Source organism: Buchnera aphidicola (Pemphigus populi), from assembly GCF_964058935.1.
In the GTDB taxonomy this organism is placed as follows: Bacteria; Pseudomonadota; Gammaproteobacteria; order Enterobacterales; family Enterobacteriaceae; genus Buchnera_C; species Buchnera_C aphidicola_D.
Window position 1 is genome coordinate 41836 of record NZ_OZ060372.1, and the last position, 13461, is coordinate 55296.

Annotated in this window: 9 protein-coding genes and 4 tRNA genes; 2 read left to right on the forward strand and 11 right to left on the reverse strand. The window is 25.4% G+C overall.

Features of this window, described 5'->3' with window-relative positions:
- Positions 1–8: 8 nt before the first annotated feature.
- The 11 genes from rpoB to AB4W65_RS00225 form a co-directional block, all read right to left on the reverse strand.
- Complete coding sequence (rpoB, locus tag AB4W65_RS00175; protein WP_367673628.1) at positions 9–4037, reverse strand: DNA-directed RNA polymerase subunit beta; 4029 nt, start codon at positions 4035–4037, stop codon at positions 9–11.
- Positions 4038–4315: 278 nt separating this feature from the next.
- On the reverse strand, positions 4316–4687 hold the full coding sequence (rplL, locus tag AB4W65_RS00180; RefSeq protein WP_367673629.1) for a 50S ribosomal protein L7/L12: 372 nt from the start codon (positions 4685–4687) through the stop codon (positions 4316–4318).
- 64 nt (positions 4688–4751) lie between these two features.
- On the reverse strand, positions 4752–5255 hold the full coding sequence (rplJ, locus tag AB4W65_RS00185; RefSeq protein WP_367673630.1) for a 50S ribosomal protein L10: 504 nt from the start codon (positions 5253–5255) through the stop codon (positions 4752–4754).
- Between the two features lie 276 nt (positions 5256–5531).
- A complete protein-coding gene (gene rplA / locus AB4W65_RS00190) occupies positions 5532–6227 on the reverse strand; it encodes a 50S ribosomal protein L1 (protein ID WP_367673631.1) in 696 nt (231 codons plus the stop codon).
- A 2-nt stretch (positions 6228–6229) separates the two neighbouring features.
- A complete protein-coding gene (gene rplK, locus AB4W65_RS00195; RefSeq protein ID WP_367673632.1) occupies positions 6230–6658 on the reverse strand; it encodes a 50S ribosomal protein L11 in 429 nt (142 codons plus the stop codon).
- Positions 6659–6780: 122 nt separating this feature from the next.
- Positions 6781–7326, reverse strand: coding sequence for a transcription termination/antitermination protein NusG (nusG, locus tag AB4W65_RS00200; protein WP_367673633.1), 546 nt, complete (start codon positions 7324–7326; stop codon positions 6781–6783).
- 1 nt (position 7327) lies between these two features.
- Positions 7328–7711, reverse strand: coding sequence for a preprotein translocase subunit SecE (secE, locus tag AB4W65_RS00205; protein WP_367673634.1), 384 nt, complete (start codon positions 7709–7711; stop codon positions 7328–7330).
- Positions 7712–8082: 371 nt separating this feature from the next.
- A tRNA-Thr gene (locus AB4W65_RS00210) sits at positions 8083–8155 on the reverse strand.
- A gap of 11 nt (positions 8156–8166) precedes the next feature.
- Positions 8167–8238, reverse strand: a tRNA-Gly gene (locus tag AB4W65_RS00215).
- 47 nt (positions 8239–8285) lie between these two features.
- A tRNA-Tyr gene (locus AB4W65_RS00220) sits at positions 8286–8367 on the reverse strand.
- A 14-nt stretch (positions 8368–8381) separates the two neighbouring features.
- Positions 8382–8454: transfer RNA gene (locus tag AB4W65_RS00225), tRNA-Thr, on the reverse strand.
- Between the two features lie 1094 nt (positions 8455–9548).
- Here AB4W65_RS00225 and metF point away from each other — a divergent pair.
- Both metF and argB read left to right on the forward strand, forming a co-directional pair.
- Positions 9549–10436, forward strand: a complete 888-nt coding sequence (gene metF / locus AB4W65_RS00230) for a methylenetetrahydrofolate reductase (RefSeq protein WP_367673635.1) — start codon at positions 9549–9551, stop codon at positions 10434–10436.
- 2219 nt (positions 10437–12655) lie between these two features.
- Positions 12656–13438 (forward strand): acetylglutamate kinase, encoded by a 783-nt coding sequence (gene argB, locus AB4W65_RS00235; protein WP_367673636.1) that lies wholly within the window; start codon positions 12656–12658, stop codon positions 13436–13438.
- The last annotated feature ends 23 nt before the right edge of the window (positions 13439–13461 follow it).

The following is a 13461-nucleotide window of genomic DNA, read 5'->3' on the forward strand; positions in this document are numbered from 1 at the left end:
TGAATGTTTTATTCATTTTCGAGTTCAATATTAATACCTAATGATCTAATTTCTTTTAACAAGACATTAAATGATTCTGGCATTCCAGGTTCCATTTTATGATTTCCATCTACAATATTTTTATACATTTTTGTTCTTCCGGTAACATCATCAGATTTTACAGTAAGCATTTCTTGTAAAGTATAGGAAGCTCCATATGCTTCCAATGCCCAAACTTCCATTTCTCCAAAACGTTGTCCACCAAATTGGGCTTTACCACCTAATGGTTGTTGTGTGACTAGACTATAAGATCCTGTTGATCTAGCATGCATTTTATCATCTACTAAATGATTTAGTTTTAACATGTACATATATCCAACAGTTACTGGTCGTTCAAATTTTTCTCCAGTGCGTCCATCAAAAAGTGTAATTTGACCAGAAGAAGGAAGATTTGCTAATTCTAATAGTGTTTTAATTTCGTTTTCTTTAGCTCCATCAAATACAGGGGTAGCAATAGGAATGCCTTTCCTAAAGTTTTTTGCTAAAATTAATATTTCTTTATCAGAGAATGTATTAAAATCTATTTTTTGACGAATATTTTCACCTATATTGAATGCTTTTTGTATAAATTTTCGTAAATTTTCAATCTTTTCTTTTTTATTCAGCATAGCATTAATTTTATCACCTAATCCTTTTGAAGCTAGACCTAGATGAGTTTCTAGAATTTGTCCAATATTCATTCTAGATGGTACACCTAATGGATTAAGAACAATATCTACTGGTATTCCATGTTGGTCATAGGGCATATCTTCTATTGGATTAATTTTAGAAATAACTCCTTTATTTCCATGACGTCCCGCCATTTTATCACCAGGTTGAATATGTCTTTTTACAGCTAAATATACTTTTACTATCTTTAAAACACCTGGAGCTAAGTCATCGCCTTGAGTAATTTTTTTTCGATTTTCTTCTAATTTTTTTTCAAATTCCTTTTTTAATGTATTATATTGTTCAATTAGCTTTTCTAATACTTTTTTATTTTTATTAGTATGTAATTTTATTGTTAACCATTCTTCTTTAGGTATTTTAGAGAGTTCCGATATAGGAATACCAGAATCAGTGAAATTATTTTGAATGCGAATAAAAAGACCGGATTCAAATATTTTAAATTCTTCTGTTAAATCTTTTTTAATTTTTTTTAATTGCATATCTTCAATTTCTAAAGTGCGTTTATCTTTTTCTACCCCATCTCGTGTAAAAATCTGTAAATCAATTACTGTACCCGACACACCATTAGGTACACGTAAAGAAGAATCTTTAACATCGGAAGCTTTTTCTCCAAAAATAGCACGTAATAGTTTTTCTTCTGGTGTTAATTGAGTTTCTCCCTTTGGTGTCACCTTTCCTACAAGTATATCTCCTCCTGTGACTTCAGCTCCAATATATACAATTCCTGATTCATCTAATTTAGATAAAGCCGCTTCTCCTACATTAGGTATGTCTGATGTAATTTCTTCAATTCCTAATTTAGTATCACGGGAAATACATGCTAATTCTTGAATATGAATTGTTGTAAATTGATCTTTTTGTACAACTTTTTCTGAAATAAGTATGGAATCTTCAAAGTTATAACCATTCCAAGGCATAAAAGCTACACGCATGTTCTGGCCTAAAGCTAGTTCACCTAAATCAGTGGATGGGCCATCTGCTAAAACATCTCCTGATTCCACTTTTTCTCTTAAATGGATACAAGGAATTTGATTGATGCAGGTGTTTTGATTAGAACGTGTATATTTATTTAAATTATATATATCAATACCAGATTCACCTATATTCATTGCTTTTTCATGAACTTTTATGACGATTCGGGATGCATCTACATATTGTACTGTTCCGCTTCTTTTGGCTACCACTGTAACTCCAGAATCTACAGCAACAGCCCTTTCCATTCCGGTTCCTACTAAAGGTTTTTCTGATCGTAAGGTTGGCACCGCTTGTCGTTGCATGTTGGCACCCATTAAAGCACGATTAGCATCGTCGTGTTCTAAAAAAGGAATTAAAGAAGCACCAACAGAAACAATTTGTTGGGTGGATACATCCATATAATCTACTTGTTTAGGATGGAATAAACTAGATTCCCCTTTATAACGACAAGTAACTAAATCATTAATAAAAATACTTGCAGAATCAAGATTAGTATTAGCTTGTGCAATAATATAATTACCTTCTTCAATGGCAGATAAATATTGTATTTCATTAGTTACTAAGCTGTTTTTTACTTTTCTATAAGGGGTTTCTAAAAAACCGTATTTATTAGTACGTGCGTAAACAGATAATGAATTAATCAATCCTATATTAGGACCTTCTGGTGTCTCAATGGGACACACTCGGCCATAATGAGTTGGATGCACATCTCTTACCTCAAATCCAGCGCGTTCTCTAGTTAGACCGCCTACACCTAGTGCAGATATCCTACGTTTGTGTGTAATTTCAGATAGAGGGTTATTTTGATCCATAAATTGAGATAATTGACTTGATCCAAAAAATTCTTTTACAGCAGAAGAAATCGGTTTAGCATTTATCATATCTTGTGGCATAATCGTATCGAGATCACCTAATGATAATCTTTCTTTTACTGCTCTTTCTACACGAACTAAACCTATGCGAAATTGATTTTCTGCCATTTCTCCAACAGATCTAATGCGACGATTTCCTAAATGATCTATATCATCTATTGTTCCTTTTCCGTTTCGTATATCTATTAATTTTTTAATAACATCTACGATATCCGACTTACTTAGTGTACCAGGTCCTATTATTTCTTTACGTAATAGAGAACGATTAAATTTCATTCTTCCTACAGATGAAAGATCATATCTATCTTCAGAAAAAAATAAATTTTCAAAGAGATTTTCTGCTGCTTCTCTCGTAGGTGGTTCACCTGGTCGCATCATTCTATAAATTTCTACTAATGCACTTAATTTATCATGAGTTGGATCGATTCTTAACGTTTCTGAAATATAGGGACCATGGTCTAAATCATTGGTAAAAATAGTTTCTATTTTATTATATCCGTTTTTTATTATTTTTTCTAAAATTTCAAGAGAAATTACTGTATTACATAAAGCAATTGGTTGATTGGTTTTTTGATCTAAATAATTTCTAGCAATAATTTTGTTAATGATATATTCGATAGGGACTTCAATTTTATTGATATTATTTTTTTTTAGTTGTCGTATATGGTGAGCAGTAATACGTCGTCCTTTTTTTACATAAATAGTGTTACATAATTTTATGTCAAAGGAAGCTGTTTCACCGCGTAGTCTTTCAGGTACAAGTATCATTTCTATTTTTTTTTCAATAAATTTATAAATATTTTTTTTAAAAAATAAATTAATAATATCTTCTGTCGAATAATCTAGAGCACGTAAAAGAATGGTAACAGGTAATTTTCTTCTACGATCAATGCGAACGAATAAATTATCTTTTGGATCAAATTCAAAATCTAACCAAGATCCTCGGTAAGGTATAACTCGAGCGTTATATAAAACTTTTCCTGAAGAATGAGTTTTCCCTTTATCACTATCAAAAAATACACCTGGACTGCGATGTAATTGTGAAACAATTACTCTTTCAGTACCATTAATAATAAATGTACCATTATCAGTCATAAGAGGAATTTCACCCATATATACTTCTTGTTCTTTAATATCCTTTACAGTAGCTTCTAAAGATTCTCTTTCATAAATAATCAAACGTAGTTTTACTCGTAATGGAGCAGAATAGGTGGCTCCTCGAATTTGACATTCTTTTACATTAAAAATAGATTGACCTAATTGATAACTAATGTATTGCAGTTCAGCATTACCGCTATAGCTACGGATAGGAAATATAGAACAAAAAGCAGCTTCCAATCCATATTGACCTGTTGAATCTCGTTTAATGAATTTTTTAAATGAGTCAAGTTGGATAGAAAGCAGATATGGTATATCTAAAATTTGTGGTTGTTTCCCAAAATCTTTGCGAATTCTTTTTTTTTCGGTATAAGAGTAAACCATAAGGTTCCTTAGCTAGATAATCAGTTAAACTACCTTGTTTATTCTTTTATAAAGGATGGTTGATATATCTAATTTTTAAGTGCAGAAAATTATTCATAATTTTTATTAATCAATTAATATTGATTAAGACCTATAATTAGATTTTTCAACTAAATATAATAATAATGTAATATTTGGTAATTAAAGTTATTTTATATTTTAATGAAGAAAGGCTGGTGGCTTATAATTATTAGCCACCAGTATTTATAAATAGAATTGACTTATTTAATAATAATTCACTATTTAATTTCCACTTCAGCACCAGCATCTTCTAATATTTTTTTCAAGGATGTCGCTTCATCTTTATTAATATTTTCTTTTACAAGAGTTGGTGCAGATTCAACTAAATCTTTAGCTTCTTTTAGTCCTAATCCGGTGGTACTACGTACAGCTTTAATAACTGAAACTTTATTTTTACCTATATTTTTTAAAAACACGTTAAATTCTGTTTTTTCTTCAGCAGATTCAACATCTTGTTTTGTTATGGTATTGGAATTTATCGAAGCAGCTGCAACACCAAATTTTTCTTCCATAGCGGATACCAGTTCAATAACATTTTTTACTGACATTTCTGCTATAGCTTCTAGAATTTGTTCTTTATTGATAGACATAAAAGTATTCCCAACAAAAATCAGAAGTGGTGTACGTAGTATCTGGTATATCAAAAGGTAATTATTAGCTTAATGTTTTTTCTTTTTTATTAGATATAGCAAATACGGTACGAATAAGTTTTCCTACAGCAGCTTCTTTTATTAAGGATATAAAAATAATTATAGCCTCATTATAAGTTGGCATATCTGCAAGGTGGTGCACTTGTAATGTAGATAATATTTTTTCTTCAAAAACACCACCAGTAATTTTGAAGTTTTTATTTTTTTTTGAAAAATCTTTAAATAATCTAGCGCCACTACCTGGATGTTTAAGAGAATATGCAACCAAAGTAGGACCTTTAAATTTGTTTTTAAGACATTCGAAGGATGTTCCTTGAATAGCTAAGTTTAATAAGGTGTTTCGTACAATACTGATTGTTACTCCAATATTTCGGCTTAATTTTCTAAGTTCAGTGATATTATTTGTTGTTACACCCCGAGAATCTGCTATTACAATAGACAAAGCAATATTGGCTATATGATGAATTTTAGAAACAATTTCTTTTTTATTATGCAGACTTAATGGCATTTTTATTTTGCTCCTAGATTTTATCTGTATCATTTATAATATAACTTTTGATGTGTTATATATAAAAATGCTAAAAGCAGTCATTTTATTTAATAATTGTATTTATAGTTATTGATAATATATAATAAATTGGTGATTTATACACAGTTATCCAGACAAAACTATGTATAAAAGTTTATTCTCTAAACTTAATTCATTTTAGATATTCATTAATTAAAGGGAAATTATTATAAATAATATTTCTTACAACGTAAAGTATAAATAATGTTTATTTATTTAATGTAAAGTAGATTGATCAATTTTTAATCCAGCTCCCATGGTTGTAGATAAAACTATTTTTTTAATATAAATTCCTTTAGATTGTGAAGGTTTAGCTTTATTTAAAGAAATTAAAAGTGCATATAAATTTTCTTTTATACTTTTTTCTAAAAAATTAATTTTTCCAATACTAGCATGAATAATTCCATTTTTATCGTTACGATAACGAATTTGTCCTATTTTAGCATTTTTTACTGTTTTAAAAATATTTTCTGTTACTGTTCCTAATTTTGGATTAGGCATTAGTCCCCGAGGTCCTAATATTGTACCTAATTTACCCACTATTTTCATAGTTTCTGGAGTAGCAATCACAATATCAAAATTAATTACTTTATTTTTTATTTTTTCTACTAAATCTTCCAGTCCAATAAAATCTGCACCCGCAGAAACAGCTTCTTTTACATGTTTTTCACTTTTAGCAAAAACAGCAACTTTGATTATACGTCCAATTCCGTGGGGTAATAAAGTATAACCACGAATATTTTGTTCTGATTTTTTAGAATCAATACCTAAGTGAATTGATACATCAATACTTTCGTTAAATTTTTTTGTTGAAAATTTTTTTAATAGTAGCAGGCTTTCGTCAATGTGATAATTTTTTTTAGAATCGGTCTTATTCTTTATAAGAATCATTTTTTTTGTTAATTTTTTCATATTTATTCCTCTACTATTAAACCCATAGAATAAGCTGTTCCTTCTATTGATTTAGCCATTTTTTCAAGATTAGAACCAGTCATATCTATTTTTTTCATTAAGGCTATTTCTAAAATTTGTTTTTTTGTTATTTTTCCAATTTTTTCTTGATTAGGTTTACCTGAACCAGATTTGATACCTGCTATTTTTTTTAGTAAAATAGAAGCTGGTGGGGTTTTTGTAATAAAAGAAAAAGAACGATCAGTGTATACTGTAACAATCACCGGTATTGGTAATCCTTTTTCTATGTTTTCTGTTTTTAAATTAAAAGCTTTACAAAATTCCATAATGTTCACTCCTTTTTGTCCTAATGCAGGACCTACGGGAGGACTGGGATTAGCCATACCTGCTGAAACTTGTAATTTAACGTAGCTTTGTATTTTTTTAGCCATAAAATTTATGTACCATATATTAATATTATAATAATTTTATATTTTAGTAACCATTTTTACTATTTGTTAAAATAATTAATTTCTATTAAAATAATTTTTCTGATAATTTTAAAAGAAAAAAATTAATTTTTTTCTACTTGTGCAAAATCTAATTCGACAGGAGTAGCTCTTCCAAATATAGATACAGAGACTTTTAATCTGTTTTTTTCATAATCAACTTCTTCTACTACACCATTAAAATCTGAAAATGGACCGTTATTTACCCTTATCATTTCACCTGGTTCAAATAATGTTTTTGGTCTAGGTTTATCACCAATTTGTCTTAATCTAGTAATGATAGTATCTACTTCTTTATCACTAATTGGAGCAGGACGATCGGATGTACCTCCAACAAAACCCATTACTCGCGGAACGCTGCGAACTAAATGCCAACTCATTTCATTCATAGTCATTTGTATCAATACATATCCTGGGAAAAATTTATGTTCGCTTTTTTTACGTTGTCCACCTCGGATTTCTATTACTTCTTCACTGGGCACCATAATATCTCCAAAAAATTTTTCCATATTATTTAATTTAACATGTTCTCGTATTGATTCTGCTATTCTATTTTCAAAACCAGAAAATGCTTGCAGTACATACCAGCGTTTTTTTTGAGTATCATACATCTCATAATCTCAGGTTAGTGATAAATGATACCAATTGGAATAGAATATTATCTAGTCCCCATATTACTAATGACATAGTAATAGCAATAATTGAAACAATTAATGTAGTATATAGTGTTTCTGTATTACTAGGCCAAATTATTTTTTTTATTTCTTTTTTTGATTTATTGGCGAAAGATAGTATTTTTTTTCCTTCTTCTACATATAAAAAAATAAATAGTGTTAAACCAATCAAACTGACACTACATAGTATACGTAATATGAGTATTGTATTGGTACAGTAAATGTTATAAATAATAGATGTCAGAAGTATTATAAATATATAAGACAATTTTATTATTTTTATTGTTTTAGTTTTTTTTTTGAAACAGCTATTAGAATGCATAAATAATCCTAAAATCTATAAATTGAAGATTTTATATCTTAATGATTTTATAAATTTTAATAATATAAATTATAGTGAATTAATGTAATTATATATTTTTCATAATTTAATAGTATAAAAATGAAAAATTAAGATATTATACAAAAAATTATATCTATTATATAGGTATATAATTTTATTTTAAATAATAATTAAATATCGTTAGAGTGGGATTATATATAATAAATTAAAAATGAGGGATTTTTAGTTTTAAAATAACTAGTTCCTATTATAAAAAATAAAAAAATTTAAGAAGTATTGTAACATATTTTTATTTTTATGTATTGATTTCTATAAAACATATTTATTAATTTTTTACTGAAATATTTTTATGCTGATACCCAGATTTGAACTGGGGACCTCACCCTTACCATGGGTGCGCTCTACCTACTGAGCCATATCAGCTTTAATTTCTTAGCGGGCAGCGGGAATCGAACCCGCATTATCAGCTTGGAAGGCTGAGATAATAACCCTTATATGATGCCCGCTTTATTAATTAAAATTAATGAATATAATGTTATATTATTAAAATAATTGGTGGGAGAAGGATTCGAACCTTCGAAGTCTATGACGGCAGATTTACAGTCTGCTCCCTTTAACCACTCGGGAATCCCACCTGAATAATTAATGATGCCGGCTACCGGAATCGAACTGGTGACCTACTGATTACAAGTCAGTTGCTCTGCCTGCTGAGCTAAGCCGGCTTACTAAACGTAGGTTTTTAAAATATATATATTACAGATAGATTAGTTTTTATGCAATAAAAATTTTATACATATCACATATATTAATGGAAATTATTAATAATAATACGTTTTTAATGTATTAAAAATCAATGTTTTTAGATGTTTAAGATAAAATATTTCTTTATAATAGTCAAGAATATAAAATTAATTAAAAATATATCATATTTTAAATATTAAAAAAAATTTAATTTTTTATTAAAATTAGATTTTTAAATGTTTTTAAATTGCCTATTTTTATAGTTAAGAGTAATATTATCTAATTGATTTTAAAATATTTAGATATTGAAATAGAGTATTAAGTATCAAATTTATTTTTTAAAATGTTTGTATATAGTAATAGATATTAATTTTTTAGGAGAATTATATAATAATAATATTATTATAATTGGTATTTATATTTCAAATTATTATTTCTATAACTAACAAAAAATTTTTTTAATTTTTATTGTTAATAATATAATACCGATGATTACTAATGTTACATGTAAATATTTATTTTTCATTTTAAAAAATATTATTTATTTTTATTGGAATAGTATTCCAATTATTTTTTAAAATGAAATTTTACTTTTTTACCTAATATTTATAAAATTTATTATAAATAATTAATATTTATTATTAAAATAATCAGTATATCAATATTATTGATAATAATTTTATCTATTTTAAAAATTTTTTATAAGAGTATTCAGTACATAATATTGGTATTTTTATCTAAGTGGTATTTTTTATATCTTATTCTAGAATCTGATGTAATTAAGATACTCTTAAAGTATATAACTGAATTTAGTTAGATGATCAAGTGTATATTTTATGTAAAAAAAATAAAGTTTATTTATACTATTTTATTTGTGCGTATGATAGCATTGATCATATTAATACTTATTAATAACAATTAATAATATTGATTGAATATACATTTTTATTTTTGTTTATTTTAAAATATATATAAATAATTTTTATCTAGTATAATTTATGTGGATAGTCAGTAATAATTAAGCTTGTATTGAATTATATTATTTTTTTTAAAAATAATTCATGAGATTAAAACTATGAGTGATATTTGTATAGATCAAAAAGAAATTTTAAATCAGAATTTATCAGATTTCCGCGATGAAATAAATATTTCATTTGAATTTTTTCCTCCAAAGACTAATATTTTAGAAGAAGTTTTATGGTCTTCTGTAAATAAATTAAGTATTTTAAAACCTACTTTTTTTTCAGTAACATACGGAGCTAATAGTGGAGAACGTGATCGAACTTATGGTGTAGTGCAAGAAATAAGAAAACGGACAGGGATCTCAGTTGCCCCACATTTGACATGCATAGATGCTACCGAATCAGAATTAAGAATTATAGCTAAAAATTATTGGGAAAATGGTATTACGCATATAGTAGCATTACGTGGGGATTGCTTAAAAACATCAAAAAAATTAAAAATACATGCTGTAGATTTAGTAAAATTATTGCAAGATGTTGCTGATTTTGATATCTCAGTTGCTGCTTATCCTGAAATTCATCCAGAAGCAAAAGATGCACAATCTGATTTAATGTATCTGAAAAACAAAGTTGATGCCGGAGCTAACAGAGCTATTACTCAATTTTTTTTTGACGTAGAACATTATTTACGTTTTCGAGATCGTTGTATTAAAAACGGTATTAATATTAAAATTATTCCTGGTATTTTCCCAATTTTTAATTTTAAACAATTAAAAAATTTTTCTAGAATGACTAACGTAAATATTCCTATATCTTTACATTATATATTTGAAGGATTGGATAATGATTTAGAAACGAGTAAAATAATTGGGGCAAATATATCGATGAATATGATTAAAACATTATGTCGAGAGGGGGTTAAAGATTTTCATTTTTATACTTTAAATAAATCAGATATTATTTATCCTATTTGTCATACATTAAGAAAACAGATACTTTAAAATTAAAAAATCCATTGCAAAAGATATTAAGTAAAATAGGTGAAATATCTTTTTAGGATAAAAGGATAATATAAAATCAATCTAAGTTAGATTTATTACACTGAAATATTAAATGTATTTATTTTATTTTTATTTTTTTTAATTATTGATTATTGATTATAAATCATTTGAGAGAATTTTTTTGAAGCGGAAATGTTATTAATAAAAGTGTTTAATTATTTTTAGTTTAGCTAATTCATCAGCAATCAATATATTAATTAGATTTATTAGTTGGATTAATGAATTGGGAATATATGAATATTTAATAAAATTGATAGAAAATAATAATGTTTTATGTGGAAGTGTATTGTCTTATATTTTTATAATTTCTTGATGTATATATTACATCAGTATAATAGAAAACAACATAACTAAGAATAGAAATATTTGTTTTTTATTTTGGCAGTATAAATATAATTAATTATTTCATTAAAGTTCTTTTTAATTAAAAAAACCATTTTTTATGATGACTAGGAGATTAGCAGAAAATATAGTTTATAAAAATTAAAAATTTTATTGATACTATTTCTGTATTTACTAGATTCATATGTACCGTTTTTTAAGATATGCCAAATTGATAAATAATATTTTTTTAAAAAATGTTAAGTTATTTTAGTATATTATAAATAAAATTATGGATAATTTTGATATCACCAACTCTTTTTTAAGATTCCTAGAGTATTCATATTTTTACAGATATGAATAAAATTAGAGATATATTTTGTATAGTTGATTATGAATAGTAGAAATTAATATAGAATTTTTAATTTTTTTAAAATAGGGTTTTAAAGCAGTATTTTATAAAAAATAAAATTTGATTAATTAATATTTTTATTAGTGCTAGATAGTCTTCATAAAATATTTTTTTAAAAGCTATTAAAAAATAGAATGTAACAAAAAATTTTTTATATTTTAATTTTTTATTACATTATTTTTTATTATATAATAAAAAGATAAATATCTTAAAATACTTTTTTAAAAAAGTGTAGATATATTACTAATATAGTAGACTTCTTTTTATCTTTTTTGATACGTTTTACTATGATTTTAATATATTTCAAGTATAAAAAATAATTGGAAAGTTAATAAATAGTTTTTTATTTTTAAATTGCGATCTGATATCAATCTTATTGATAAGAATATATTAATTAATATTATATGAATTTAAATTAAAATAGAATATTTTTTTATTTTTTTTAGATTAGTATTAATAAGTTTATCAGTAATTTTTTTATTTTTTAAAAAAATAGAATTTTTATATTTTTTTATATTTTTATATAATTTAGTATTAGTATTAATTAGTGTATTATTTTACTATCTTTCTCGGTATTTTGTAGATTAAAGTTAGATATGAAAAGATAATTTATTAATATTTATACATTATGCAATAATTTTATTCGTTTAAATTTATCATTATTAAATAATTTAATATTGTCGATTAAAGTAATTTTCACTTTATCTTAGCCATCATTTATTATGTTAATTTTTATTAAAATCTATTTTTTTATTTATATTTTATAATATTTAATATTTTTAGTATTTTTACAATAAATAATTTTTTATTTATGAAAAATATTAAAAAATAAAATATAGAGTTATTAAATAGAATGGAGTAAAATTAAATTTTCTTAATTCATTTTTTTATTTTTTTTATTCATATTTAATTTTATATTTAAGTATAAATAAAGATATTATTTTTTAACTATAGTAAATAGTTAAATTGGTTAGGAGTATCAGTAGATAGTAAATTTATCATTTTGATAATAATTGATTAAATTAAGAAGATATCCTTATGGAACTTAATTGTTTTTATTATCTTAATATAATTACATTTTAAAAATTATAGTAATCTTTATTTCTATGATGAGATTATTGAAATAATAAGGTTTCTCTAAAATTATTATATATTTTGCAATATAAAATAAATATTATAGTAGATTTTTTTGTATGTTTTATTTTTGTATAATTATAAATTATAACATAAAATGTATGTAATCATTTGTATCTATTAAATTAGTAATGAATTGATTATTTTAATTTTTTTATTATAAGACCAAAAATTTAGTCAGAGTTTGTAGAAGATACTTTACTTAAAAACCGTTTGTAGTTTAGATAATAAATTTTTTAATATTTTTATCTAAAATAAAATCACTAATTTAACTAATGAGCTAATTTTTATTATGAGAAATATTTTAGTTATAAAGTTAGGTGGAGTGTTATTAGATAACAGAAATTCTATGATACGGTTATTTAAAGCATTGGTTGATTATCGTAGTATTGATAACCATCGTCATTTGGTTATCATTCATGGAGCGGGTAGTTTAATTGATCGGTTGATGAATCAGTTATCTTTAACTATTAAAAAAAAGAATGGTGTTCAAATAACGTCATCTGAAACAATAGATCTTATTGTTGGAGCCTCAGCTGGAACAGCAAATAAAATTTTGCTTGCTTGGAGTAAAAAATTCAATATTCATGCTGTGGGTTTATGTTTAGCTGATGGCAATAGTATTGAAGTTAAACCAGTAAACCAAATGGATTTAGAATGTATAGGTGTTCCCATGCCAGGTTCTGCCATTTTTCTCAAAAAATTATTATCTGATAACATCTTACCCATTATTAGTTCCATAGGAATTACTGAAAAAGGAAAATTAATGAACGTTAATGCTGACTTAGCTGCTACAGCATTAGCAGTTATGTTGAAAGCTGATTTAATTTTTTTATCAGACATTAGTTCTATTTTGGATGGTAAGGGTAAACGTATTAAGGTAATAACACCTTCTATAGCAAATGTATTAATTAAAAAAGATATTATTACTGATGGAATGGTTGTAAAAGTGAACGCTGCTATAGAAGCTGCTCGTTTACTAGGTCATTCGGTAGATATTGCTAGTTGGCAAGATTCAGAAAGGTTAATATCTTTATTTAATGGTATATCAATTGGAACCCGTGTTTTTTATTAATAATATGTATAGAACATTAAGGA

Excerpts from the sequence above, each read along its gene's own strand:
- rpoB (WP_367673628.1), bottom strand. The coding sequence starts at position 4,037 with ATGGTTTACTCTTATACCGAAAAAAAAAGAATTCGCAAAGATTTTGGG.
- rplL (WP_367673629.1), bottom strand. The coding sequence starts at position 4,687 with ATGTCTATCAATAAAGAACAAATTCTAGAAGCTATAGCAGAAATGTCA.
- rplJ (WP_367673630.1), bottom strand. The coding sequence starts at position 5,255 with ATGCCATTAAGTCTGCATAATAAAAAAGAAATTGTTTCTAAAATTCAT.
- rplA (WP_367673631.1), bottom strand. The coding sequence starts at position 6,227 with ATGAAAAAATTAACAAAAAAAATGATTCTTATAAAGAATAAGACCGAT.
- rplK (WP_367673632.1), bottom strand. The coding sequence starts at position 6,658 with ATGGCTAAAAAAATACAAAGCTACGTTAAATTACAAGTTTCAGCAGGT.
- nusG (WP_367673633.1), bottom strand. The coding sequence starts at position 7,326 with ATGTATGATACTCAAAAAAAACGCTGGTATGTACTGCAAGCATTTTCT.
- secE (WP_367673634.1), bottom strand. The coding sequence starts at position 7,711 with ATGCATTCTAATAGCTGTTTCAAAAAAAAAACTAAAACAATAAAAATA.
- metF (WP_367673635.1), top strand. The coding sequence starts at position 9,549 with ATGAGTGATATTTGTATAGATCAAAAAGAAATTTTAAATCAGAATTTA.
- argB (WP_367673636.1), top strand. The coding sequence starts at position 12,656 with ATGAGAAATATTTTAGTTATAAAGTTAGGTGGAGTGTTATTAGATAAC.